Origin of the sequence: uncultured Campylobacter sp. (genome assembly GCF_938045625.1) — a bacterium.
Taxonomy (GTDB): domain Bacteria; phylum Campylobacterota; class Campylobacteria; order Campylobacterales; family Campylobacteraceae; genus Campylobacter_A.
Genome location: NZ_CALIAV010000023.1, coordinates 67292 through 92292 on the forward strand (window position 1 = coordinate 67292; position 25001 = coordinate 92292).

At 48.2% G+C, this 25001-nt stretch carries 22 protein-coding genes and 1 pseudogene; 21 read left to right on the forward strand and 2 right to left on the reverse strand.

Annotated features, from left to right (window positions below):
- Nucleotides 1–230 precede the first annotated feature (230 nt).
- From Q0386_RS02265 to Q0386_RS02345, 17 genes and pseudogenes are all read left to right on the forward strand, one after another.
- Complete coding sequence (locus tag Q0386_RS02265) at nt 231–1379, forward strand: hydrogenase small subunit (RefSeq protein WP_299026455.1); 1149 nt, start codon at nt 231–233, stop codon at nt 1377–1379.
- A 2-nt stretch (nt 1380–1381) separates the two neighbouring features.
- On the forward strand, nt 1382–3100 hold the full coding sequence (locus tag Q0386_RS02270; RefSeq protein WP_299026458.1) for a nickel-dependent hydrogenase large subunit: 1719 nt from the start codon (nt 1382–1384) through the stop codon (nt 3098–3100).
- Between the two features lie 11 nt (nt 3101–3111).
- Nucleotides 3112–3795 (forward strand): Ni/Fe-hydrogenase, b-type cytochrome subunit, encoded by a 684-nt coding sequence (gene cybH, locus Q0386_RS02275; RefSeq protein WP_299026461.1) that lies wholly within the window; start codon nt 3112–3114, stop codon nt 3793–3795.
- On the forward strand, nt 3795–4448 hold the full coding sequence (locus Q0386_RS02280) for a HyaD/HybD family hydrogenase maturation endopeptidase (RefSeq protein WP_299026464.1): 654 nt from the start codon (nt 3795–3797) through the stop codon (nt 4446–4448). Before cybH ends, Q0386_RS02280 begins: the two co-directional genes overlap by 1 nt.
- Entirely contained in the window at nt 4445–5986 is a 1542-nt protein-coding gene (locus Q0386_RS02285; protein WP_299026467.1) for a hypothetical protein, read from the forward strand. The genes Q0386_RS02280 and Q0386_RS02285 overlap by 4 nt, the downstream gene beginning before the upstream one ends.
- Entirely contained in the window at nt 5970–8195 is a 2226-nt protein-coding gene (hypF, locus tag Q0386_RS02290; protein WP_299026469.1) for a carbamoyltransferase HypF, read from the forward strand. The genes Q0386_RS02285 and hypF overlap by 17 nt, the downstream gene beginning before the upstream one ends.
- A gap of 51 nt (nt 8196–8246) precedes the next feature.
- Complete coding sequence (nikR, locus tag Q0386_RS02295; protein WP_299026472.1) at nt 8247–8660, forward strand: nickel-responsive transcriptional regulator NikR; 414 nt, start codon at nt 8247–8249, stop codon at nt 8658–8660.
- Nucleotides 8661–8791: 131 nt separating this feature from the next.
- A pseudogene (gene nhaA, locus Q0386_RS02300) lies at nt 8792–9975 on the forward strand (Na+/H+ antiporter NhaA).
- 4 nt (nt 9976–9979) lie between these two features.
- Nucleotides 9980–11263 (forward strand): DUF2157 domain-containing protein, encoded by a 1284-nt coding sequence (locus Q0386_RS02305; protein ID WP_299026475.1) that lies wholly within the window; start codon nt 9980–9982, stop codon nt 11261–11263.
- Nucleotides 11260–11787, forward strand: coding sequence for a GDYXXLXY domain-containing protein (locus tag Q0386_RS02310; protein ID WP_299026477.1), 528 nt, complete (start codon nt 11260–11262; stop codon nt 11785–11787). The genes Q0386_RS02305 and Q0386_RS02310 overlap by 4 nt, the downstream gene beginning before the upstream one ends.
- A gap of 237 nt (nt 11788–12024) precedes the next feature.
- Nucleotides 12025–12831, forward strand: a complete 807-nt coding sequence (hypB, locus tag Q0386_RS02315) for a hydrogenase nickel incorporation protein HypB (RefSeq protein ID WP_299026480.1) — start codon at nt 12025–12027, stop codon at nt 12829–12831.
- Nucleotides 12831–13145, forward strand: coding sequence for a HypC/HybG/HupF family hydrogenase formation chaperone (locus tag Q0386_RS02320; protein ID WP_299026522.1), 315 nt, complete (start codon nt 12831–12833; stop codon nt 13143–13145). Before hypB ends, Q0386_RS02320 begins: the two co-directional genes overlap by 1 nt.
- A complete protein-coding gene (gene hypD, locus Q0386_RS02325) occupies nt 13142–14239 on the forward strand; it encodes a hydrogenase formation protein HypD (protein ID WP_299026524.1) in 1098 nt (365 codons plus the stop codon). Before Q0386_RS02320 ends, hypD begins: the two co-directional genes overlap by 4 nt.
- A 12-nt stretch (nt 14240–14251) precedes the next feature.
- Nucleotides 14252–15301 (forward strand): hydrogenase expression/formation protein HypE, encoded by a 1050-nt coding sequence (gene hypE / locus Q0386_RS02330; protein WP_299026526.1) that lies wholly within the window; start codon nt 14252–14254, stop codon nt 15299–15301.
- A gap of 145 nt (nt 15302–15446) precedes the next feature.
- Nucleotides 15447–15788 (forward strand): hydrogenase maturation nickel metallochaperone HypA, encoded by a 342-nt coding sequence (hypA, locus tag Q0386_RS02335; RefSeq protein WP_299026528.1) that lies wholly within the window; start codon nt 15447–15449, stop codon nt 15786–15788.
- Between the two features lie 135 nt (nt 15789–15923).
- Complete coding sequence (locus Q0386_RS02340; RefSeq protein ID WP_299026530.1) at nt 15924–16214, forward strand: hypothetical protein; 291 nt, start codon at nt 15924–15926, stop codon at nt 16212–16214.
- 70 nt (nt 16215–16284) lie between these two features.
- Entirely contained in the window at nt 16285–16500 is a 216-nt protein-coding gene (locus tag Q0386_RS02345; protein ID WP_299026532.1) for a hypothetical protein, read from the forward strand.
- On the opposite strand, the gene Q0386_RS02350 is transcribed toward Q0386_RS02345, so the two are convergent.
- Nucleotides 16497–16679: a hypothetical protein gene (locus Q0386_RS02350; RefSeq protein ID WP_299026535.1), complete on the reverse strand. Its 183-nt coding sequence runs from the start codon at nt 16677–16679 to the stop codon at nt 16497–16499. The genes Q0386_RS02345 and Q0386_RS02350 overlap by 4 nt on opposite strands.
- 776 nt (nt 16680–17455) lie before the next feature.
- On the reverse strand, nt 17456–20005 hold the full coding sequence (locus Q0386_RS02355) for an AsmA-like C-terminal domain-containing protein (protein WP_299026537.1): 2550 nt from the start codon (nt 20003–20005) through the stop codon (nt 17456–17458).
- A 37-nt stretch (nt 20006–20042) separates the two neighbouring features.
- Here Q0386_RS02355 and mltG point away from each other — a divergent pair, with 37 nt between their 5' ends.
- The 4 genes from mltG to Q0386_RS02375 all read left to right on the forward strand — a co-directional run bounded on the left by mltG (nt 20043) and on the right by Q0386_RS02375 (nt 24813).
- On the forward strand, nt 20043–20897 hold the full coding sequence (gene mltG / locus Q0386_RS02360; RefSeq protein ID WP_299026569.1) for an endolytic transglycosylase MltG: 855 nt from the start codon (nt 20043–20045) through the stop codon (nt 20895–20897).
- 64 nt (nt 20898–20961) lie between these two features.
- Nucleotides 20962–23178, forward strand: coding sequence for an NADP-dependent isocitrate dehydrogenase (locus tag Q0386_RS02365; protein ID WP_299026539.1), 2217 nt, complete (start codon nt 20962–20964; stop codon nt 23176–23178).
- A gap of 12 nt (nt 23179–23190) precedes the next feature.
- On the forward strand, nt 23191–24078 hold the full coding sequence (locus Q0386_RS02370) for a malate dehydrogenase (protein WP_299026541.1): 888 nt from the start codon (nt 23191–23193) through the stop codon (nt 24076–24078).
- A gap of 120 nt (nt 24079–24198) precedes the next feature.
- Nucleotides 24199–24813, forward strand: coding sequence for a CHAP domain-containing protein (locus tag Q0386_RS02375; RefSeq protein ID WP_299026544.1), 615 nt, complete (start codon nt 24199–24201; stop codon nt 24811–24813).
- Nucleotides 24814–25001: the final 188 nt, after the last annotated feature.

Sequence of the window (25001 nt, forward strand, 5' to 3'; positions counted from 1 at the left end):
ATTTGTTAAATTTATCTTTTTATACTTTAATTATTTTTAGAGCTTTCTTTGCAAAAATATCACTAAAATAACAATATACTTAATTATTAAAACTAGTTCTTTTACTAAATATAGAATTTTAAATTTTAGTTGTAATATTTCAATATTTAAAGCTATTTGATAATAATTAAAGACAAATTTACTCTTTTATCAAACATGCCAAAATGCAAATTTCACTCCAAGGAGAGAGCATGAGAGACGATGTCCTAGTTAGGATAAACGAGAGGCTTAGCGTGCTTGCCGCGCTTCCGACTTTAAAAAACGGATCGATCGGCGAAGCTTTAAAGAAAAGCGGATTTAGTAGGCGAGATTTTATGAAGTGGGCTGGCGCGATGACGGCGTTTATGGCGCTGCCTGCGTCAATGACGCCGACCGTAGCTAGAGCTGCCGAGCTTAGCGATAGATTGCCAGTGATATGGCTACACATGGCCGAGTGCACCGGATGCAGCGAGAGCTTGCTTCGCACCGATGCGCCGAGTATAGATAGCTTGATTTTTGACTACATTAGCCTCGAGTATCACGAAACCGTGATGGCTGCGGCAGGCTGGCAGGCTGAGGAAAACCTAGAAAGCGCGATCGAAAAATACAAAGACAGATACATCCTTCTAGTCGAGGGCGGCATACCTACGGGCGATACGGAAAACTATCTAACGGTCGGTCCTTTGGGGCTTAGCGGACTTCATCACGCAAAGCACGCGAGCGAAAACGCCGCGGCGATATTTGCTATCGGTACCTGTTCGAGCTTCGGCGGTATACAAGCGGCAAAGCCAAACCCGTCAAATTCCGTCGGCCTATCAAAAGTAACCTCAAAACCGGTCATAAACGTCCCGGGCTGTCCTCCTAGCGAGAAAAATATCGTGGGCAACGTCCTTCACTACATACTTTTTGGCACCTTGCCCGCACTTGACGTATATAACCGTCCGAAGTGGGCTTACGGGCTTAGGATCCACGATCTTTGCGAAAGACGCGGTAGGTTTGACGCGGGCGAGTTCGTGCAGACCTTTGGCGACGAGGGCGCGAAAAACGGCTACTGCCTCTATAAAGTCGGCTGCAAAGGCCCATATACGTTTAATAACTGCTCTCGTGAGAGATTTAACCAGCACACCAGCTGGCCGGTGCAGGCCGGTCACGGCTGCATAGGTTGCTCGGAGCCTGATTTTTGGGATACAATGGGGCCTTTTGAGGAGCCGATGGCAGATAGGCTGTTTAACACCGTTTTAGGCCTAGGCGTCGATAACGTCAGCGATAAAATCGGCATCGGAGTACTGGCGCTCGCAGGTATCGGTATAGCAGCGCACGCCGCGGTAAGCATTTTTGCTAAAGACAAAGAGGAGGCGTAAAAATGAGCGAGCAAAGAATAGTAATAGACCCGATAACCAGGATAGAAGGCCATCTGCGCATAGAGGTCGTCGTAGATGAAAATAACGTAGTGAAAGAAGCCTACTCGGGCTCGACGCTCTGGCGCGGCATAGAGCAGGTCGTAAAGGGGCGCGATCCGAGGGATGCTGGGTTTTTCATGCAGAGGATTTGCGGCGTTTGTACGTTTTCGCACTATCGCGCGGGTATCATGGCCGTCGAGAACGCGCTAGGCATCGTTCCTCCGCTAAATGCGCAGCTAACGCGCACGCTGATGAACAACGCCCTTTATATGCACGATCACGTAGTGCATTTTTATCAGCTTCACGGCCTTGACTGGGCGGACGTGGTCTCGGCTCTAAGCGCGGACGCACACAAGGCTAGCGACGAGGCGTTTAAATACTGCGATACGCCTTATGCGACCGGCGCAGATAAACTAAAAGAGGTAAAAGAGCGCGTCGAAGCCTTCGTAAAAAAGGGAAATTTAGGGCCTTTTGCCAACGCATACTGGGGACATCCGACCTATAAATTTACGCCCGAGCAAAATTTGATCGTGCTTTCGCACTACATTGAGTGTTTAAGGATACAAAGGACGGTAGCGCAGATGATGGCGATATTTGGCTCCAAAAACCCGCACCCCCAAAGCCTTACCGTTGGCGGCGTGACCTGTGTCATGGATCTGCTTGATCCTGCAAGACTGGGCGAATACCTAACTAAATTTCAAGAAACTGCCGATTTTATTAACAGGGCGTATTATCCCGATCTCGTCATGGCTGCTAAAGCCTACGGTAGCGAGCCTAGCGTACTAAAAGACGTCGGCGTGTCAAATTTGTTCGCTTACGACGAGTTTTTAGTTGGCAGAAACGAGTATCTGATCCAGGGCGGCGCTATCATAAACGGAGACATCAGCAAGGTTTACGAAGTAGACGGCGATAAAATCACCGAGGAAGCCACTCGCGCATGGTATAAAAACCCGGCCCCGCTGCATCCGTACGACGGGCAGACCGAGCCAAACTACACCGGCCTAAAAGATATGAAAACCTTAGATGGCCACGGCAAAGAGGTAGATACTAAAGTCTTTGACGAAAAGGGCAAATATAGCTGGATCAAAGCTCCTCGCTATGAGGGCAAACCTATGCAGGTGGGCCCGATAGCCAGCATCGTGATAAACTACGCTAAAGGCAACGAGCGCGTGGTAAAGATCGTCGATAAATTCTTAAAAGACTCTGGACTTCCACTCGAGGCGGTATTTTCTACTCTGGGTAGAACCGCAACCAGGATGCTAGAGGCCAAACTAGTAGCCGATCACGGACTAACCGCCTTTAATAGCTTAGTAGAAAATCTAAAAACCGATCAAGAAACCTGCTCGAAATACGTCATAGATAACGGTAAAGAGTATAAGGGAAATTTCCAAGGCAATGCCCCTCGCGGAGCGCTAAGCCACTGGTGCCGCATAAAGGGCGGCGTGATAACCAACTGGCAAGCAGTCGTGCCTAGCACGTGGAACGCCTCGCCAAAAGACGCCGCAAACGTACGCGGAAGCTACGAGGAGTGCCTCATCGGGCTAAAGATCGCCGATCTAACCAAGCCGCTTGAGATCATACGCAAGATCCACTCCTATGATCCTTGTATCGCATGCGCCGTACACGTGATGGATGCACGCGGCACGCAGCTGGGCGAATACAAAATCAATCCGAATTTGTGAAAGGAGCGGCTATGAGCGAGCATAAATTTGACCGCAAAAGCGAGTATGAATTTTCCATCGGGCTTAGAGCGACGCACTGGATCAGGTTTTTTGCCATCACCCTTTTAGTCGTGAGCGGATACTATATTTCCTATGTTTTCGTTAGTCCCGAGGTCACGACCCAGCCCGTGCTGTTTATGAACGCAAAGTGGCGCGCGGCTCATCAGATCGCGGGATTTGTCCTGATAGCGTGCTTTATTTTCAAGCTTTACCTATTTATATTTGATAAATACAGCCGCAAAGAGGTCGTGAGCGTAGTCGATTTTTTTAGCCCGAAAGTCTGGATAGCGCAGATAAAATACTATCTGTTTTTGGGCCCGCACCCGCATCTAAAGGGCGTTTATAACCCGCTTCAGTTTGCGTCGTATTTTTTCTTTTATCTAGTGCTTTTTCTGATCTGCCTAACGGGCCTCGTGCTCTACGTCCACGTCTATCACGAGGGGCTTGGCGGGCTACTTTACGAGCCGATGAGGCAGTGCGAGGAGCTCATGGGGGGTCTAGCTAACGTCCGCACGATACACCGTATCTGCATGTGGATCATCATGGTTTTTGTCGTGGCGCACGTGTATATGGCGGTATTTAACGCCGTAAAAGGCAAAAACGGAGCTATGGATGCCATCGTAAGCGGCTACAAATACGTAAAAGACGAGCACTGATGCGCGTTTTGGTGCTTGGTATCGGCAACGTGATGTTCGGCGACGAGGGCGTTGGGGTGCATTTTGTAAAGATGATGGAGCGAAACTACAAATTTAGCCCTAAAAACGGGGCTAAATTTGACTCCGATTTAAATTTGGACGATAAATTTGACACGTCAAATTTAAGCGGCGATATAGCTCGTCGAGACGGCTCCAAATTTAACGCAGACGGCGCAAATTTGGAGCTAAAATTTATCGACGGCGGTACGCTAGCCATGGCGCTCACGCCCGTTATTGCTTGGGCAGATGTTTTGATAGTCGCCGACTGCATCAGCGCCGAGGGCGGCGAGACGGGGGATGTGTATTTTTTCGGTTACGAGCAGATGCCGCCCGCCGTCTCGTGGAACGGCTCCGCGCACGAGGTCGAGATGCTAGAAACCTTGCGGCTCATGGAGCTTGCGGGCGATTTGCCGCGGACGAAAATTTTAGGTATCGTGCCAAAACGTATCGAGCCTATGAGCTTTGAGCTCTCCGCGCAGGCGCAAGAGGGGGCAAATTTGATGGAAAAGACGCTTTTAAACGAGCTTTCGCGTCTTGGATTTAGCTACGAAAAGATCGCAAATTTTAGCGTTTCAGACATCGCTTTAGAGTTTTCAAAAAAGGGCGCGATATGATTTTAGCTTTTGAGTTTGATTGCGCGAGTGAGAATTTCGCATTTTTTCTTAAATTTTACGCGCAAAAAAGCGGGTTAAATTTTAGCCTTATAAAGCAGCGAGACTTAACGACGCTTTACGTTAATGGCTCGCAAGATGAGCTTTTGGCGTTTTCGGATATGCTTTCTGGCTCGCTGCCTCACAGTGTGTTTTTGCGCGGCTCAAAGGTCTACGCGAGCGAAAATTTACCAGGCGTTGAAACGAGCGAACCGCAAAATACACTCTCAAACATCACGCCAAGCGTCGTTAGCGCCTATCTTAAAGGCGAGCTAAAAGAGTGCGAAAACGGCGTTTTTAGCGACGTTTGCGTTTTTATAGAGGGCAAATTTACTCCCGTGACGAAGGCAAATTTTAGCGAGCTTTTGGAGTTTGCTTTTAAAAATTTATGCGCGGGCCAAAGTGTTAAATTTAAAGATATTAGCGGCGAATTTGAAGCGTCAAATTTCACCGAATTAAATGCAAATTTTAATCTTTTAATGCCGACAAACCTTAAAAATTTACCTAAAATTTTTATCGCAAATGAAGCCGAGCAGGTAGCGCTGGCAAGCTACGAAAAGCCCGCCGTTATGCTAAAAACGACGGCGATCTACCGCGGCAACCACCCAAGCTCGCCAAGATTTTTTGATGTCTGCGCAGCTAGGGACATTTTCATCTACGCTCTTTGCGACAAGCTTTTTAAAGCAGGCGTAAATTTTATCGCTTTAAAGGCGCAAAGGTCGCCGTTTAAGGCCGTGGTGCTTGAAAACGGATACATTTTTAGCGGCTCTAGGATTTATTATTCGCGCGAAAATTTGAACCGAATAGAGGGCGCTGCGGATAAAAATCTAGCCGCTTTTAATCTCGCAAAAAAAGAATTTGACGCAGAGGGCGGGATAGCTAGGATATTTTTAAGCAGGTTTAAAGACGATGAAGTTAAAATTTACCCCAAATTTGATGATTTTAACGTCTTAAATTTCGCCTTGCCCGCGAGCTTTGAGGAGCTTTATGCGCAGATAAAGCGCGAGGAGGGCGGCGAGAGATTGCTTCAAAATTACGGCGAAAACTTTAGCCTGCCGCACGGCGAGCTTGGCGTACAAAACGGCTTTTTTGGGCTATTTTGTATGGCTGGAGTGCTGCTTGGATTTGATAGCGATACGCAAAAAGCGGGAGAGATTTTACTGCAAAACGCGAGCGATTTTAACGGCGCAAAAGGGCCTAGGCTCGATTTTAAAATGCTAAACAAAACGCATTTTGACGTCGTTAAATTTGCTAGAAGCGGCATGAGCTTTAGGCTCGCAGGCGTCGATGCTAGGCTACTTAGTTACGGATACGCCGAGTCGCTGGCGTATTTTTTGAGCGATTTTTCAGACTCGCTAAAGCAGGATTTCGGCGTGCAAAATGCGCTGCTTTGCGGCTCGCTTTTTGAGAACAAAACGCTTGCAAATTTGACGTTAAAGCATCTAAAAACGGGTTTAAACGCCAAATTTAGCAAAGAGTTTTTGATTGAAGAGATGTTTTAAATATGAAATTTCAGGCCTGGTTCAAGGTGTGGGTTTTCGCCCTTTTGTTTATAATCTAGCCCTTAAATTCGGCCTTGCAGGCGAAATTTATAACGACGACGAGGGCGTAAAGCTAATACTTTACGGGCAGGGCGAGCAGATAGAAAAATTTGAAAAAGCGCTGCATGAGGAGCTACCAAGCCTCGCTCGTATCGACGAAATGAGAAAAACCGAGCTAGAGGGCGCGAAATTTGACGACTTTCAGATAGTCGCCTCAAAATCGGCCAAAAAACACGCGCCTATCTTGCCAGATTTTGCCCTCTGCCAAGACTGCGAGCGCGAGTTTTACGACCCCGCAGACTCGAGGTATCATTATCCTTTTATCAACTGCACCAACTGCGGCCCGAGGTTTTCGATTATCAAGTCGCTACCTTACGACCGCGCAAACACGACGATGAACGCGTTTAAGATGTGCGAATTTTGCGGCGGCGAATACAAAAATCCGCTAAATCGCCGCTATCACGCACAGCCCGTTTCCTGCCCAAACTGCGGGCCTAGGCTTGCTTTAAAAGACAAATTCGGGCGAGTTTTAGCGCAGGATAACGAAAGCGCAAAGCAGGCCGCGCGTCTCATAAACGAGGGCAAAATTTTAGCCGTAAAGGGGCTTGGCGGATTTCATCTGATGTGCCGTTTAAAGGAGGATACGGTGGGGCTGCTAAGAGAGCGCAAAAAGCGACCTAAAAAGCCATTTGCCGTGATGTGCAAAGACCTAGCGCGCGCTAAAAAATACGCACGAATTTCGCCCGAGGAGCAGCGGCTTTTAAGTTCAAATTTAAAACCGATCGTCGTTTTACAAAGCTTGCCTGGCGCGCCGGTTCCCTCAAATTTAGCACCAGGACTAAATAAAATCGGCATATTTTTGCCCTACACGGGCGTTCATCTTTTGCTTTTTGAGTACTTAGATGGCGACGTTATCGCCACCTCGGCCAATGTCTCGGGCGAGCCCATCATATATGGCGAAAAAGACCTGCGAGAAAAGCTGGGCGGAGTGATAGATTTTTACCTAGATAACGACCGCGAGATACACTCGCCAAGCGACGATAGTATCGCGTTCGTAGCGGGCGGCGAGCCTATATTTATCCGCACCAGCCGCGGCGTGCATCCCAAATTTATCCGCACTAAATTTAAGAGCGAAAAGACAGTTTTAGCCGTCGGAGCCGAGTTAAAAAATCAGTTTGCGATCTTTAAGGACGGCGAGCTAATGGTGAGCCCGTATATCGGCGATCTAAAAAACGTCGCGACCTATGAGAGGTTTTGCGCGCTAATCAAGCTTTTTAGCGAGATTTACGAGCTAAAATTTGACGAGATCGCGGCTGATTTGCACCCGCATTTTTTAAATTTGAAATGGGCGCGCGAATATGCCGCAAATTTTGGCTCAAAAATCACGCAGATCCAGCATCATCACGCGCATTTGCTTTCGGTGATTTTAGAAAACGATCTGGACGCAAAGCGCGAGTATCTGGGCTTTTGCTTTGACGGTACGGGATATGGCGCGGACGGGAGCGTCTGGGGCGGAGAGATCCTAAAAGTGCGCGGCAAAGAGTACGAGCGGGTTTGCAAATTTAACGAAATTTTGCTGATCGGCGGCGAGGCTAGCGTGAAAAATATCTGGCAGATAGCTTATGCCGCGATTTTAAAGTATGGTTTGGAGTGCGAGGCGGAGGCGTTTTTGGCCAAATTTGAGCCAGCAAAGCTAAAAAATCTAAAAATTCTGCACGAAAAGCAAATAAACTGCGTCAAAACAAGCTCGCTTGGACGCATATTTGACGCATTTGCGGCGGTGATCCTCGGGCTTGATAGTATCAGCTATGAGGGCGAGGCGGGGATGAGCCTAGAAGCGCTCTACGACGCAAATTTAGACGCTTGCTATGAGTTTGAGATCACGAGTGACAAAATCTGCTTTAAAGAGGCCTTTAAAAGAGCTCTAAAAGACGAAGCAAAAACGGCTGCGACGGGCTTTATAAAAGGGCTAGCAAAGCTTGTAGCAGACGTAGCTTGCGCGCAGTCAAACGATATCTTGCTCGCAGGCGGAGTTTTTCAAAATAAAGCCCTGCTTGAAAATGTAATTTTAATTCTTAAGCAAAAAGGTAAGAAGTATTACATAAATAAGAACTTTTCGTCAAACGACTCCTCGGTAGCTATCGGTCAGATCGCGCTTATATTAATTTAAATTAAAGTTTTCTGATGTATAATAACTAATAATTTCTTTAAGGAGGCGATAGTGGAAAACATTATAAGATTCAGCGTCTCGTTGCCAAAGCAGTTATTAGACGAACTCGACAACAAAATAAGCGCTCAGGGCTATGCTTCGAGAAGCGAGTTTACTCGCGATTTGATTAGGGAAAAAATAGTAAATGACAGCTGGAAAGACGCGGACGAGGATCTCATCGGCGTTTTGACGCTCATTTATTTGCACCACCAAAACGACCTCGTCGTGAAAATGATGGACATCGAGCACCAGGCAAATTTGCACATCGCCTGCACGACTCACGTCCATATAGATCACGACAACTGCCTGGAGACTCTCATACTTCGCGGTAAAGCGGGAGCTATCGAGAAATTTTCCGAAAAGATGGGCGGACTAAAAGGGGTTAAATTTTCAAAACTAACCAAGGCCGCCGTCCCGCGCTCATAATGCTTAAGATGCGGGCAAGCTTGATAAGCCATATCAAATTTGCCCGCAAAAGTCTCTCTTTTATCACGCATTTATCTCTTTAACGCTAAAATTATCAGGATTTATCACTATTTTTATTTCAAGGTTAAAATTTGAAACATATCTCTTTTAAAAATTTCGTCCAAAACGAGGCTAGTTCGGGCATCTTGCTCATCCTTGCCGCGATTTTTGCGATGATATTTCAAAACGGCTTTTTGAGCGAATTTTACAACTCCTTTTTACGTATAAATATGGGCGTGGTTTTTGGCGAATTTAGCCTGCAAAAGCCGCTCATTTTGTGGGTAAACGACGGGCTTATGGCGGTGTTTTTCTTTCTTTTGGGGCTTGAGCTAAAGCGCGAGATAGTCGAGGGTGAGATGCGAAATCCCGCTCAGATCGTGCTACCTATCGTGGGTGCGGCAGGCGGCATCGTCATGCCCGCGCTCGTTTTTTACGCGTTTAACCACGCCGATGCTTTCGCGCTAAAAGGCTGGGCGATCCCGACTGCGACGGACACGGCGTTTGCTCTAGGTATCATAATGATTTTAGGCAAAAGAGTGCCGGCGAGTCTAAAAATTTTCCTCGTGACGCTATCTATCATCGACGACGTTTGCGCTATTTTGATAATGGCGATATTTTACAGCGGACATCTCTCGGCTATGTCGTTTATGGTTGCCGGAGTGGCTACTTTAGGGCTTTTGGCTTTAAATTTAGCCGGCGTAAATAAAAAAGCCTGCTATGTGATTTTGGGCATAATCCTTTGGGTGAGCGTGCTAAAATCAGGCGTGCATGCGACGCTAGTGGGCGTCGTGGCGGCATTTTTTATACCGCTTAAGGCAAAGGACGCGAGGGCTCGATGCTAAAGCAGATCGAGCACGACCTGCACGGTTATGTCGCCTTTTTCGTGCTACCGGTGTTTGCCTTCGTAAACGCTGGCATCTCGCTAAAAGGCATCGGTCTGGAGCAGATTTTCCATCCCGTATCGCTAGGCGTCATCTTGGGGCTGTTTGCGGGCAAACAGCTTGGGGTGTTTGGCTTTTGTTTTCTTGCGATCAAATTTAAGCTCGCAAAGCTACCCAAATACTGCAATCTAGCTCAGTTTTACGGTCTTTGCTTGCTTACCGGTATCGGCTTTACGATGAGTCTTTTTATAAATTCGCTCTCCTATCACGACACCTACGAGTTTGCCTACGCCGATAAGCTAGCCGTGCTAATCGCATCGGTGATCTCGGGTGCGGCGGGCTATGCGGTGCTCTACTGGGCTGGGCGACACAGGATAATGAAATGCGTGGAGTAGAAAAATGATGATATTTCATAAAAATTTTCTCGCAGACGAGCTTGCGAAGTGGCGAGAGGATGGGCTGATAAGCGACGAGGCGGCGCGCAAGATAGCAGCTAGATACGATATAGATCTATCGGGCGCAAACGAGCGGCGAAGCTTTATATTAAAGCTCGTAGCGTATCTGTTTTTGGCGCTTTCCCTATTTACGTTAGTTGGCGCAAATTGGGAGGAGCTACCGCGCGCCGTGAGGCTAATCATAGTGCTTGGCATACTCGCGGCGGTAAATTTTAGCGGAGTTTGGGCGCAGAAAAATGGCAAAGAGACGCAGGCTACGACGCTGTTTTTCTTGGGTAACTTTTGCTACGGTGCGGCGATCGTTTTAGTCGCGCAAATTTACCATCTAGGCGAGCATATGCCAAACGGCGTGCTGCTGTGGGCGGTTGGAGCTTTGGCGCTCGGGCTTGCTACGCGCAAGTCCATCATCACGCTTCAGGCTCTTATTTTGGGGCTTATTTGGTTTTTGATGGAGTTTGAGTTTAGCGGCGTTTCGCACGGATTTTTGCTGTTTATCGTAACTTCGGCTGCGGTGCTTTGGCGCGACGATTCGTGGCTACTTACGGGCGCGCTTTTTGCGAGCGTGTTTGCTTATATCGTCTCTTTCGTGCTTTACGAGCGGTATTTTCTAGCTGATCTGCGCGTGGACGACGCGTTTTACGGAGTTCATTTTTTCGCGCTTAGCTACTGCTTGCTAGCCGTTTGCGCTTCGTTTTTGCTTGAGAGGGCGGGCAAATTTGAACTCGCGTTTTATCTCAAAACCGTCGGCATCGTCTGCGGCGCCGGCATCTTGTGCTTTGATATTTCGCTTTACGAGGACTTGCATTTTTCGCGTCCGTGGCCTTATGGCGCCCAGAGCTACGAGAATGTTTTAAACGGCGTTACATTTTTAAAAAGCGTGTTTGGAGCGCTGTTTGTGGCTTTTTGCGCGGCCTCTTTAGGACTTGCGTTTTACTTTAAAAAATACGCCGCCGCAACAGTCGGAGCGCTTTTAGTGGCGCTACCTTTTATCTTAGACGCGTTTGCGGGCTACGAGGAGGGCGTGTTTTCGCTCATCGGCGTTTGCGTCGCGGTCGCTCTTATCAAGCAAAATAATATGAAATTTGGCATCGCGCTCATCTTTTGGGTGGCGTTCGTGCGATATGTTGATCTAGTCGGCGATTACGTTAGTGCTAGCGCGCTATTTTTGGTGTTTGCGCTGGTGGTGCTCGGCGTGTCTAGGATCTCTAAAAAAAGGAGCGCGAGATGAAACTAAAGCTGATTTTTGCCGCCGCTGTATTTCAAATTTTAGCCGTGATAGCGATGCTTGCGTATGCGTACGCGCCGATATATTTTGGCAAAGAGATCTTGCTGCAAACTACGCTTTACGATCCGCGCGATATGTTTCGCGGCGACTACGTGCGCCTTAGCTACGGCTTTGCAAGCATTTACGAGCTGGACAAAAGAGACTCAAATTTGAGCAAAAGGCAGCAGCTGCACGGCGCTAAAATTTACGCTATCTTAAAGCAAGATAAAGACGGCAAGTATAAATTTGACAAATATAGCTTTGAGCAGCCTGATGGCGGGACGTTTTTAGCTGGCAGGGTTGATTATAATACCGCAAATTTCGGCATCGAAGCCTTTTTTATGCCGCCCAAAAGCGCAAAGCGGATGGAGCGAGATATGATGGAGTTTAACGCCACGGCCGTCATCAGCGTGATGGATAATGGCAAAGCTCGCATCAAAGATATCATGCTAGAAAAACCAAACGCGGGCGAGTCTCGCGGATATTAAATTTATCGGCAAAGAGGGCTAAATTTGACTAGACTAATCTGAAGTCAAATTTAGCCTAGTGCTTCAAATTTAACGCGGCTTAAATTTGAGTCAAATTTGACCCGCCTCGCCGCCGCCGCAAAAATCTCAAAATATAAATAAAACGCAACGAAATAATATCCTCAAGGTATGAAACTAAAGCGAGATTTTAACATCTAAGAGTATAATAACCCCAAAAAATCGCTAAGGAGAAACAAAATGTGTAAAGATTGCGGATGCTCGCTCGGTGGGCACGATCACGCCCATACTCACGCCGACGGCACGACTCACTCGCACGCTCACGATCACGGTGCCGAGCACGGACACGGCGCGGCTCACGAGCATAGCCACGGCCACGCGCACCCTGCGCTAAATGACAGTAAAACGGTCGAAGTGATAACTAAAATTTTATCCCAAAACGACGAAGAGGCCGCGCACAACCGCGCTCATTTGGATGAGCACGGGATTTTATGCGTAAATCTCATGAGTAGCCCCGGCAGCGGAAAAACTACGCTACTAGAAGCCACGATAAAAAGCGGTAAATTTAAAATCGGCGTCGTTGAGGGCGATCTAGAGACCAACCAAGACGCCGACCGCATAATAAAAGCTGGCGGCAAAGCCCATCAGATCACGACCGGACAGGCATGTCACCTCGATGCCTTTATGGTGCATGAGGGGCTTCATCATCTGCCGCTAGAGGGCCTTGATATAGTTTTCGTTGAAAATGTCGGCAACCTCGTATGCCCCGCTAGCTACGACGTGGGCTCGCACTTTAACGTCGTGCTGCTCTCGGTGCCTGAAGGCGACGATAAGGTAGCCAAATACCCCGTGATGTTTCGCGCTGCCGATCTCATCGTGATAACCAAAACTTCGCTGTTGCCGCATTTTGAATTTGACGTAAAAAAAGTCGTCAAAGAGGCTCGCAAACTAAATCCGAAGGTGGGCGTCATTGAGCTTGACGCAAAAACGGGCGAGGGCATGGAGAAGTGGCTAAATTTCTTAAAATTTAAAAAAGAACTTAGATAATGTGCCTCTCAATCCCTTCAAAAGTGGTCTCAATCGACGAAGATAACGTCGCTACCGTCGAGACGCTAGGCGTGAGTCGCCGCGTGAGCCTCGATCTCATCGCCGAGCCCGTAGCCGTGGGCGAATACGTACTCATCCACGTCGGTTACGCGATGGAAAAAATCGATACGAAATTTGCGCTAGAGAGCATCGAAATCTACCGCCAAATCGCCAAAGATATGGAGAGCGGCCAGATCGGCGCGGACGAAGGCGACGCGGGACTAAGCGCCATGCAAGCGGCGGCAAACGAGCCAAACGCAAAGGAAAAAGCGTGAATCTAATCAATGATTTTCGCGACAAAGAGCTTATTTTAGCGCTTTCAAAACTCATAAAAAAAGAGAGCGTAAAACCGCTAAATATCATGGAAATTTGCGGCGGACACACGCACTCGATCATGAAATTTGGCCTGCCGCAGCTAGTGGGCGAACATATAAATTTCGTCCACGGCCCGGGCTGTCCCGTCTGCGTGATGCCAAGAAGCCGCATCGACGAGGCGATAAAGCTAGCCCAGATGCCAGGCACAATCCTGTGCACTCTAGCCGACATGATGAGAGTCCCCGGCTCAAACACCAGCCTGCAAAAGCTGCGCGGCGAGGGTTGCGACATCAGAGCGCTATATAGCCCGCTAGACTGTATCAAAATCGCGCGCGAAAATCCCGAAAAGAGCGTGATATTTTTCGCGATCGGGTTTGAGACGACGACGCCTATGAGCGCAAATTTAGTCCAAAAGGCGCTGGAGCTCGGGCTGAAAAATCTATTTTTCCACATAAATCACGTTACCGTCCCCGCACCCGTACGAGCGATCCTAAATGACGAAAACGTCAAGATCGACGCATTTTTGGGACCTAGCCACGTGAGCGTGATCACGGGATATGGCATCTACGAGAGCATCGCGGCCGAGTATAAAAAACCTATCGCGGTTAGCGGATTTGAGCCGCTTGATCTGATGGACGGTATCCTAAATCTCGTCCGCCAGCAAAACGCGGGCACGCACGAGGTCTATAACGAATACGCAAGAGTCGTTACGCGCGAGGGCAATGTAAAAGCGCAGGAACTTGTAGCTAAATTTTTCGAGCCGTGCGACTTCTCTTGGCGCGGTCTTGGCGTGATCGCTCAAAGCGGTATGAAGCTGCGCTCCGAGTACGCGAAGCTTGACGCGAGGGTCAAATTTGACTGCAGCGTCCAAAGCAAAGGCGAGAGCAAGGCCTGTATCTGTCCTGAAATTTTACGCGGGCGCGCAAAGCCGTTTGACTGCAAAATTTTCGCCAAAGCCTGTACACCAAAAACTCCCGTGGGTTCGTGCATGGTCTCTAGCGAGGGCGCGTGCGCGGCATATTACAAATACGGCGACGTAAAAAGCGCGGGCTAAGAGGAGGCAAATTTGAGCAAGATAATGCTAAGCCACGGCGGCGGCGGCGAGGAGATGAACTCGCTCATAAACGAGACGATTTTTAGGATATTCGATAATGAAATTTTGCGCGAGAGCAACGACAGCGCGATACTAAATTTCAGCGATTTTCACGCGGACAAAAATGCTGGCGACTCGGCAAATTTGACGCCTAAATTTAACGGCAAGCTAGCCTTTAGCACCGATAGTTTCGTTGTTACGCCGATATTTTTTAACGGCGGGGATATCGGCAAGATCGCCGCATGCGGCACGATAAACGACCTAGCTATGGTGGGTGCTGAGGCAAAGTACCTAAGCTGTGCGCTCATCGTTGAGGAGGGGCTGGAAATAGCCGAGCTAGAGCGCGTGCTAGGCTCGTTAGCCGCGGTCGCTCGCGAAAACGGCGTGCGGATCGTCTGCGGTGATACGAAGGTCGTGCCGCGCGGTAAATGCGATAAAATTTTTATCAATACGAGCGGTATCGGCGAGATCGTCTGTGAGGGCGTGGAGCTAAAAAGCCTGCGGGCGGGCGCAAAGATCCTGATCTCGGGCGACGTGGGCAGGCACGGCGCGGTGGTGCTGGCTAGCCGCGAGGAGCTCGATCTACAAAGCGATCTAAAAAGCGACTGCAAGGCGCTAGTGGGCGCGGTAAAGGCGCTGATTACTGGCGGCGTGAAGCCTCTTTGTATGCGCGACGCGACGCGCGGCGGTCTCTCGGCGGTGCTAAACGAATGGGCGAAATTTAGCGGCCTAGACATCCTCGTTCGCGAGGAGGATATCAAGGTCGGCGACGAAGTGACAGGCGTTTGCGAGCTGTTTGGCTTTGAGCCTTATGAGCTAGCCAACGAGGGTACGTTCGTGCTAGCCGTAGATGAAAAAGATGAGGCGCGCGCGCTTGAGATTTTACGCAAATTTGACGCTAACGCAGCCTCGATCGGCGAGATTTTAGGCGTCGCAAACGGCCGCGTCATCCTGCAAAACGTATACGGCTCGAAACGCTTTTTAGAAGCGCCAAAGGGCGAGCTATTGCCTCGAATATGCTAGGCATGGCGATGGATAGGTCAAATTTAATCGCATTGACTTTTGAGGCTTGGACGGCACGAGAGCGGGCTCGCAAAATTTATCAAATTTACGCCCTAGGCGCGTCCGTGCAAATAAAATCCGCTCCGTCCGCAATCAAGGAAATCCGATGCACGAACTAAGCATAGTCCAAAGCCTAGTCGCGCTCTGCGAGAAAAATGCCGCCGCAAACGGCGCGAAAGAGGTCGTGCGCCTTGAGGTGCGTATAGGGAGGCTAAGCGGCGTCGAGCCTCACTATCTGCAAAGCGCGTTTGAGGTTTATAAAACGGGTACGATCTGCGAAAATGCCGAGCTTGAGATCATAGTGCAAAACGTCGCCGTGGAGTGCAAAAGCTGCGGCTTTAGCGGCGAGCTTAGCGAAAACGACTTCACGTGTCCGGCCTGCGGCTCGCAGGAGCTAGAGGTCACGGGCGGCGAGGATATGCACCTCATGCGCCTTGAGATGCGGTGATTTTGCCGCAAATTTTAGCTCAAATTTGATGTTTAAATTTGAGCCGATTTTTAAAATTTGTTTCCAAAAATGCGGCAAATTTTACGCATTTTCCACTATTTAAAACGCTGCAAAATAGATTTAAAAATAAGCCAAATGCCTAAATACTTATTTGAAACCATAGAGCAAATGCTGCTAAAATGCGTAGCCCAGGGCGGTGAGCCCGAGCTTAGCTTTCGCCTGCGCGGCGAGGAATACATGATCATCGCCTATGCGGATCGCTGCTCGTTTCAAAGGTGCTCGGACGAGCTTGGCGCAAACGCGAGCGGCGAGCGGTATTTTTCCACATTGCAAGAACTCTACGCCGCACCGCAGATAGACGGATGCTCGCTAGAGGAGCTTTGGAGCGAGACGGATGATTTTTACTGCTTTGATTTTGAGCCGTGAGACCACGAGATTTGTGCGTCGTAGGCAAACGCGCGGATAAATTTAACTAAATAAATTTGAAAGGAAATAAATGGGTTCTGCTTGGAGTTACAGCGCGAAAGAGTGTAGCGTGGACTGTAAATTTAGCGCAGAATTTGATGGTCTCGACCTAGCCATGGGCGCGCCGAGTTTGGGCAAGCTACGGCTTTACGCGAGTGCGGAGCTTTTGCGAGGCGGCGTAAATTTGCAAAGCGGATTTAGCGGCGACGCAAGAGCGGAGGCGCAGGGTTTAAATTTGAAGCGCTAAGAAAGCGAGAGCGAGAGCGAAAACGTAAAATTTAGCCAAAGCGGCGAGATTGAGCAAATTTTACTTAGCGAGCAGGCTACAGCGTGTTTTACGTTTTCGGACGATTCACGGTTTTTGGCGTTTGCCGAGTGGACGGCTGATAAAATGTAGCTTTTAAAGGTGCTGCAGCTAGCGGACATGAGTCTAAAAACCGTTGACGGACTCCAAAGAGTCGCGCGGTTTTTATATTTTGAAGGCGCCCTACTTGAGATTTTAGACTCGCCGATTTTTATGCCCGAAAGCTTTTGGGTGGGACGTTCGCGAGCTTTTTGACGATGAGATCAAAAGCTAAATTTGACGCCGCAAAACACCCGAGCCGCTAGCGAAAAAAATTAAAACGTAAGCAAATTTATAAAAATCATAGTCCCGGCAAGACGGCGCCAAACGCCAAAATCCGCCGTGAATTTACAATAAATGTGCAAAATCTACGGTCGGCGCGCTAATTTTTAGGGGGCATTTTTACCCTGAGCGCGTTTGGTACGTCTGCGTACTAGATCTATGCCTGGTTATCTTGCTACTAGCCTTGGCGCCATTTTTTATCAAATTTGACGCGGACGCGATTTTTGGCTTTGCGGCACCAAATATCGCAGCGACGTTTGGCGTTTTGCTCTCGGTTTTCACGGCCTATAAGATTACAAATTTATGAAAATCCGCAGCGAGTCTAACCTATTTTAAGGGCGAAATTTTGCTATGCGGTTATTGACGCTGTGATTTTGGGCTTTGTTTTCGATTCGGTTTTTGCCGTATTTAGGTATGGCACTCATGCTTGCCGTTCAAAAATAGCAAAGAGCGCAAATTTGATTAAATTTGCTAGGAGCCCGCGAACGCCTTGCATAGGCGAGCTGCGCGGGGTATCAAATTTGGCTTTATTTAACCCGCAAAACTAGCGGCGCAGCCGCCCGGAAGCTCGTCAAATTTACTCAAATATCAAAAACGGCGCTTCAAGTACGTTTCTGATTATCTTAAACGGCGAGAGTAGCGCGTCTTGCAGGATTTGCGTCGAGTACTGCGGCTTTTGCAGCGTTCCGCGCACCTTGATGACGGTCGAGAGGGTGCGGTCTTTGCCCAGCACGATCTGATTTATGAGCGGGATTTTGTCGATGATGGAGCTGGCGTCCTTTAGTAGCTTTAGTTCCAGATCCACGTCGATCTCTTTGGTTGCGAGATTTATTGTGCCGTGTCCGCCGATATCGGCGCTCGAGCTCTCTAGCTCGATAGCTAGAAACTTTAATACATCGCCTTTTTTCTCAAACAAAATTTTGCCAAATTTCACCGGATACCCGTCTGCGCCAAAATCCGGCGTCTTAAACACGAGCAGGGATGGCACGGAGTTTAAAAACGTCAGAAGCTGATTGTAAAATGTATAGTCTTTTAGCGTGGCGCCGATTAGCCTCACTTCGCCTTTGAAATCATCTGTGCTAGCACCTAAAACGCGCATTTTAAAGCTGCCGCCCTCAAAACTTTTGATGTTAAAAATCGAGTTGATAAACTCGCCTCTGATGTCGTTTGCCCACATTTTAAATTTTTTGTCCGATTTTATGAGCGAAAAGTTGCCGCGAGCGGGCTTGGCGTCAAATCTCACCGTCCCGCCCGCACTCTGGCCGCTGTAGGCTAGCAGGTCTAGAGTCGCGTTGAAATCATTTAAAATCAGCTTTGAGCCCTTGGCCTCAAACTCGATGTCGCCGTCTTTGTCGGTCAAATTTTCATCTCCGCTAAGCGCCAGATCAAGCTCCTTTATAAAAAGCTCCGTCTTGCCGCCCGCGATTTTGAAATTTAGACCGCCGCTTTTGCTTTTGCCCGTTGCGCCATTTGCATTTACGTCGATGGTAAAGCTATCGGCGTCATACGGCGAGCCGTCTTTTTTAAGCAGTGGCGTTTCAAATTTGACGCCGTTAGCCTCGATGCTAAGATTTTTAAAATCCTTGGTTTTTATATTTACGCCGCCTTCAGAGATTTGCAGGCTTTTTAGCAGCGGCGAGTAGGGCAGCAGACCGTGCGCGTCGGGTAAATTTATCTCGTTTTGCGCACCGAATCTTAAACCTACGGCGGCCGGAGACGCGATATCTAGCTTCGTATCCTTGCCGCTAAAATCAAGCCTAGCCGCAAACGGCGTCGCGCCTAGTTTTAAAATTTCGCTCTTGCCAAATGCCAAATTTAGCCCTTTTAGTGTGCCGTTTATGTCGCCTGCGAGCTTGCCTAGATCGAGATTTACTGCCGCATCCGCGCTAAAAAAATCCATCCCCGTGTTTTTTGCATTTACCTTTAGCTTGTCGTTTAAAAGCTCGACGTCTGCGGTATCTACGTTAAATTTAGCTCCCGCGATCAGGGTTTGTCCGCCGGTGATCTTAAATTTTCCTTTAGGCGTCACCTCTAGCGGGTCAAATTTGATATCAAGCGCGAGTTTGCCGTCGGTTTTGCCGCTTAGCTGCTCGACGGGAACTTCGATATCGTAGGCCTTTAGTATGGAGTTTACGCTTTTGTCGTAGAGAGCCGAGGTTTGCAGATTTAGCGTGAGTCCCGCGCCTTTTTCCTCGAAAATTTTATAGATTTCAAGATTGCTTCCGTTTAGATTTTTGCCCTGCCATTTTGGGTTTTTTAGCGTGAAAAATAGCGAACCTTTTTTTAGCTCGACGTCGACTCCCTCGGCGGTCGCAGGGGGCAACTTTTCGTGAAATTTAACCTTTACGTTTTTAGAAAATCCCTGCGCGCTAAGCTCGTTTAGATAGGGTTCTTGCTTGTTTAGGTCAAATCTACCCCGAAACGATTTTACGAAGTAGTTATCCGCTGTGATGTAGCCGTAGATCCAGCTTTTTATCTCTTTATCTAGCCCAGTTTTTGCGCCCAGCTCGTCCATAAAGCCTCTTAGGCTAGTCGCGTTTATGTCGCTTAGCTCGTATGATAGCTCGCTTTTTTTGAGATTTATAGCAGCGTTTCCGTTTAGCTCGTGGCTAGAAAAAGTGCCGTTAAAATCGTAAATTTGACGCCTCAAATCGGCATTGCTAACGCCGCTTAAAGTGATGTTAAAGTCCTTAAACTCGAGCAGATAAACGTTTGCGGTTATGCCGTCCTCGGTGTCTTTAAAATTTGAACTAACCGCCAAAAACGGGCTATCTAAGTAAAAAACGTCGTCTCTGTAAAATAGCGTGGACTCGCTGTTTAAAAATTTGACGCGTTCGAGTAAAATTTCGTCAAACAGCCTATCGATCCAGACGATATTTTTGGAGAGGTCTAGTAGCGCTTCCTCGGAGCTATCCTTGGCGCTTTGTTTAGGCATCTCTATATTTTTCGCGCGTAAAATTATTTTTTTATCGAGTTTTATATATAATTGCTCTATTTTAAAGTCGCCCGCGTCGATATTTTCTATCTCGACGCCGTGTTTTAGGACGGCTATAAAAATGACGAATATCAAAACCGCGGGGATCAAAATGCGCCAAATTTTCTTCATTATCAGCGAGATGATTTTCATATTTTTTCTGAGCTTTCTTGTTTATCTTAGCCGCCCGGTGAGCGTGAGCGAGGTCATTTTCGTGCCTCAGGGCAGTACGTTTGGGATTATATCATATCTAGGCGAAAAAAATACGGACGCAAATAAATTTGACGCCGTGATCTTGCGCGCTATGGGGCACGTGCAAGCAGGCTGGATAGACCTGGGCGCGGCAAAGCTTAGCAAGCTTGATTTTTTATATAAGCTCACGACCGCAAAGGCGGCCCTAACTCAAATAACGCTGATTCCTGGCGAAACGACGGCCGTGTTTTTGCAAGAGGTCGCAAAAAAGCTAAATTTGAGCGAGGCGAAGCTAAATGAATTTTACGCCAAATTTGCCCCGCTAGAGGACGGCTTTTTGGTACCAGAAACCTATAAAGTACCGCTTGGCGTAAACGAAGAGCAGCTAGCGGCACACCTCGTAAATTTATCTAAAAAATCCCACGAAAAAACGGCTACCGAGCTACTTGGAAACTACGACGAAAAGCGCTGGAGCGAGTATCTCGTAATAGCCTCGGTCGTGCAAAAAGAGGCGGCAAGCGAGGATGAGATGCCGCTTGTGGCCTCCGTCATCCAAAACCGCCTAAAAAAGGGCATGAAGCTGCAAATGGACGGCACGCTAAACTACGGACTCTACTCGCACGAGACAGTCACGGCCGAGCGCATACGAAGCGATAAAAGCAAATTTAACACCTATTTAAACGAAGGGCTGCCGCCAAGCCCAGTTTGTACCGTGGGTCTAGCGGCGATAAGGGCGGCGATAAGGCCCGCGCAGAGCGAGTTTTTGTACTTCGTGCGGGATAAAAAGACGGGCAAGCATAAATTTAGCGCTACGTACGAGGAGCATGTGGGCGCGATAAATTCCCAAAAATAGCCTATCAAAAGGCGTTTTAATATAAATTTGGATAAGATTTTGCGAAATTTAATTAGGAGAAAAGATGAGCGACATCGTCTACACTAGAACCGACGAATCCCCGCTGCTTGCTAGCTACTCGCTGTTTCCGATCCTGCAGGCGTTTTTGCGCGCGGGCGGCATAGAGATAGCCCAGGCCGACATAAGGCTAGCCGCGCGGATCATCGCCGCTTTTAACGACAAGCTGCCGCCTGATCTGCGCGTGAGCGACGATCTGGAGATGCTACGAAATTTGACGCAAGAAAAGCGCGCGAATATAATTAAGCTGCCAAATATCTCGGCTAGCTTACCCCAACTAAACGCCGCTATCGCCGAGCTTCGCGCCAAAGGTTACGATCTGCCACCGTACCCGTCCGAGCCAAAAACGCCGGAGGAAAAAGACGCGGCCGCTAGATACGCCAAAGTGCTAGGAAGCGCGGTAAATCCGGTGCTACGCGAGGGCAACTCAGACCGCAGATGTGTCGGTGCGGTAAAACGCTATGCCCGCGAAAATCCATATAAAATCACCCCTTTTGAAAAAGATAGCAAAACCGAAGTCGCCTACATGAAGGGCGGAGATTTTTACTCCTCTGAGCGTTCGGTTGGCTTTGAGGCGGATGAAAATTTACGCGTCGAGTTTATCTCAAAAAGTGGCGAAAAACGCGTGCTAAAAGAAAATTTAGCGGTAGAAAAGGGCGATATAATCGACGCTAGCTTTATGAGCGCAAGTAAGCTAGACGCTTTTATAAAAGAGCAAATTGCGGACGCGAAGGCAAAAAAATTGCTATTTAGCGTGCATCTAAAAGCCTCGATGATGAAGGTGAGCGATCCCGTGATTTTCGGGCATTTCGTAAAGATTTTTTTCGCGGAAGTTTTTGAGGAGTTTTCGGACGAGCTAAAAAGTGTAAACTTCAGCGAAAACAACGGATTAAAAGACCTTTTTGCGCGGATTTTAAATTTACCTCAAGCTACGCAGGAAAAGATCAAAGCCAAATTTGACGAAATTTATGCCGCAAGGCCAAATTTAGCGATGGTAAACTCGGCTGCAGGCGTTACAAATTTACACGTGCCTAGCGACGTTATCATCGACGCCTCGATGCCTGCGATGATAAAAAACGGCGGCAAAATGTGGGACAAAGAGGGCGCCCTGCGCGAAACGAAAGCCGTGATACCAGATAAAACCTATGCAGTCGTTTATGAGGCCGCGATCGAAGATATCAAGGAAAACGGCGCGCTAGATCCCGCTAAAATCGGCAGCGTCTCAAACGTCGGGCTGATGGCAAAAAAGGCCGAGGAGTACGGCAGCCACGATAAGACCTTCGTGATGAGCGAAGCGGGTGAGGCGCGCGTGGTAAATGCAAAAGACGAAATTTTATTTAAATTTGAGCTAGAAAAGGGCGATATATTTAGGATGACGCAGGTTAAAGACGTCGCCGTGCAAAACTGGGTTGAGCTGGCGCTAAAACGCGCGAAAATCACGGGGCAAAAGGCGATATTTTGGCTGGATGAAAACAGAGCTCACGACCGAGAAATCCTAAAAAAAGTAAGAGCGCAGCTAGCAAGTGCCGATACTAGCGGGCTTGATATAGAGATCCTCTCTCCCGCGGTAGCTTGTAAAAAGTCGCTTGAGATCATCAGACGCGGCGAGGACTGCATCAGCGTCACGGGCAACGTCTTGCGCGACTATCTGACCGATCTTTTTCCGATCTTGGAGCTTGAAACCAGCGCCAAGATGCTCTCGGTCGTGCCGCTACTAGAGGGCGGAAGTATCTTTGAGACGGGGGCTGGAGGCAGTGCGCCGAGGCTCGCCGAACAGCTACTAGAGCAAAATCACCTAAGCTGGGATAGCCTGGGCGAGTTTTTGGCTCTAGGCGCTAGTCTTGAGCAGCTGGCGGGCTTTAAACAAAGCCCTGAGGCGCAAATTCTAGCTGACGCACTAAATGCGGCCGTAGAGCGCTATCTAAAAGAAAACAAAGTCCCGCGGTTTGAAGTCGGACAGCTAGATACACGCACGAGTCATTTTTATATTGCGCTTTATTGGGCGAGCGAGCTAGTCGCTAGCGGTACGCAGCTGGGCGATAAATTTAAACTCGTCGCCCAAAATCTCGCGCAAAACGAGAGCGCGATCGTGGCCCAAATAAACGCGGCGCAAGGACGAAAGGTCGATATCGGCGGATACTATAAGCCAGACGGCAAAAAGGCTAGCGCGGCGATGAGGCCGAGTGCGACGTTTAATCAAATTTTACAAAACCAAATTTTATAAAAAAGGAAAAAAATGAAAATTTCAGTTATCGGAGCCGGAAACGTAGGCGCAAGCGCGGCTAGCGCTATTTTGCTAAGAGGCATCGCAGACGAGATCGCGCTAGTTGATATTTTCGGCGACGTTGCACGCGCAAAGGCGATCGACCTATCTCAGAGCGCGGCGGTTTTCGGCCTGGACGCTAAGGTTGCCGGCGGCGATGATTTTGAGCTTATTAAGGATAGCGACATCGTGGTCGTGACCGCCGGAAGCCCTAGAAAAGAGGGGCAGACCAGAGAAGATCTGCTGCTAAAAAACGCCGGCATCGTAAAAGGCACGGTGGAAAAAATCGCCAAATTTGCCCCAAACTGCGTCATCATAAACGTAACAAATCCGCTCGATGCGCTCACGTATCTAGTCTATAAAACTAGCGGTTTTGATAAAAGTAGGGTACTAGGCATGGCGGGCGAACTAGACTCAGCGCGCCTAAAATACGAGATATCACAAAAAACGGGACTAAAAAACAGCGCCTTTAGCGCGCACATTATAGGCTCTCATAACGACGATATGGTGGCGCTGCAAAGCAACGTGAGCGTGGATCTGGGCGGCGAATTTGACGCAGTAGCGCAGGAAGCTAAAACTGGTGGCGCAAAGATAGTTAAGCTACTTGGCACGTCGGCGTATTACGCCCCGGGCGCGGCTGCGGCCAAGATGTGCGAGGCGATAAAAACCGGTAGCGATCAGTGGCTAAGCTGCTGCGTGATAGATGGCGAGTGCGCGGGCGGTAGGCTCGTGAAGCTAGGCAAGGGCGGAGTGCGCGAGATCAAGCAACCAAGCGCGGAGGAAAAAGCAGCTCTTGAAAAAGGCGAATCGCAAACGGCTACAAATATCAAATTTTTAAAAGAAAGCGGGGTAATCGCGTAGCCGATGCTTGTAAATTATAAAATTAAAATTTACGCCCTGTTTTTAGCGGCTTTTATGTCGGGGTGCGCTAACGTTTCGTCAAGCGCTCCGAAAAGCAACGTCCCGGTCGCGGCGCTAACGATGCAAAGTCAAATCCAAGCCGAGACTTCGCTAGAAAAGAGCAAAGTCCAAAACTCGGTAGTCGAAGCGACGCAAAGTAAAATCGGCGGGTTTGACGTAAAAGAAAAGGCATTGCTTGACCTTATGCAAAAATATATAGGCAAAAAAGACGGCGGCGATTGTTCCGGCTTCGTAACGCTTGTGAATAAAAAATTAAATCGAGACTTTTTTGACGAAAAAGAGCTTGATAAATTTTACACCAAGCACGGTCTAAAAAGCGAGGCTATGTTTAAGCTTTACGAGAGTAAAAATCTGATCGCCTTTGACGATCCGAAGGTTGGAGATTTAGTATTTTTCAACAACACGACTAGAAGCACGAAAAATAACAAAAAAGCAAAAATCGTCACTCATGTAGGCATAGTAAGTAGCGTAGAAAAAGATGGCACGGTTGGCTTTACGCATAACTCGAGAGGCAAAAATGCGGTGGATTTTATGAATCTAAAAAATAAAAACACGCGTAAAAAAGGCAACAAAGAGCTAAACTCCTATGTCGTATCTTGCAAAAATAACAATACGTCGTGTCTTGCGTCAAATAGATTTGCGGGATTTGGCAAAGCCAGCGTAAGGAGAAACTAAGTTTAACCGATTTTTGCTTATCGCTTCAAATTTACCGCCGTATCCGTATAAATTCGTCATCAAATTTACGGATCAGCGGCGATAAATTTGACTTCTAAAATTACTCTATGCCAAATTTTGCCGCAATGGTCGTTAAATTTGAGTCAATAAGCACAAAAACATCCGCACGAGCGTTTCAAATTTGCTCG

Bases quoted from the DNA above. Each gene is read 5' to 3' on its own strand.
- Q0386_RS02350 (WP_299026535.1), bottom strand. From the start codon at position 16,679: ATGTCCGCTAGCTGCAGCACCTTTAAAAGCTACATTTTATCAGCCGTC.
- Q0386_RS02270 (WP_299026458.1), top strand. From the start codon at position 1,382: ATGAGCGAGCAAAGAATAGTAATAGACCCGATAACCAGGATAGAAGGC.
- Q0386_RS02265 (WP_299026455.1), top strand. From the start codon at position 231: ATGAGAGACGATGTCCTAGTTAGGATAAACGAGAGGCTTAGCGTGCTT.
- Q0386_RS02365 (WP_299026539.1), top strand. From the start codon at position 20,962: ATGAGCGACATCGTCTACACTAGAACCGACGAATCCCCGCTGCTTGCT.
- Q0386_RS02375 (WP_299026544.1), top strand. From the start codon at position 24,199: ATGCAAAGTCAAATCCAAGCCGAGACTTCGCTAGAAAAGAGCAAAGTC.
- Q0386_RS02340 (WP_299026530.1), top strand. From the start codon at position 15,924: ATGCCTAAATACTTATTTGAAACCATAGAGCAAATGCTGCTAAAATGC.
- Q0386_RS02305 (WP_299026475.1), top strand. From the start codon at position 9,980: ATGATGATATTTCATAAAAATTTTCTCGCAGACGAGCTTGCGAAGTGG.
- Q0386_RS02355 (WP_299026537.1), bottom strand. From the start codon at position 20,005: ATGAAAATCATCTCGCTGATAATGAAGAAAATTTGGCGCATTTTGATC.
- Q0386_RS02310 (WP_299026477.1), top strand. From the start codon at position 11,260: ATGAAACTAAAGCTGATTTTTGCCGCCGCTGTATTTCAAATTTTAGCC.
- cybH (WP_299026461.1), top strand. From the start codon at position 3,112: ATGAGCGAGCATAAATTTGACCGCAAAAGCGAGTATGAATTTTCCATC.
- Q0386_RS02320 (WP_299026522.1), top strand. From the start codon at position 12,831: ATGTGCCTCTCAATCCCTTCAAAAGTGGTCTCAATCGACGAAGATAAC.
- Q0386_RS02370 (WP_299026541.1), top strand. From the start codon at position 23,191: ATGAAAATTTCAGTTATCGGAGCCGGAAACGTAGGCGCAAGCGCGGCT.
- Q0386_RS02345 (WP_299026532.1), top strand. From the start codon at position 16,285: ATGGGTTCTGCTTGGAGTTACAGCGCGAAAGAGTGTAGCGTGGACTGT.
- Q0386_RS02285 (WP_299026467.1), top strand. From the start codon at position 4,445: ATGATTTTAGCTTTTGAGTTTGATTGCGCGAGTGAGAATTTCGCATTT.
- Q0386_RS02280 (WP_299026464.1), top strand. From the start codon at position 3,795: ATGCGCGTTTTGGTGCTTGGTATCGGCAACGTGATGTTCGGCGACGAG.
- hypB (WP_299026480.1), top strand. From the start codon at position 12,025: ATGTGTAAAGATTGCGGATGCTCGCTCGGTGGGCACGATCACGCCCAT.
- hypA (WP_299026528.1), top strand. From the start codon at position 15,447: ATGCACGAACTAAGCATAGTCCAAAGCCTAGTCGCGCTCTGCGAGAAA.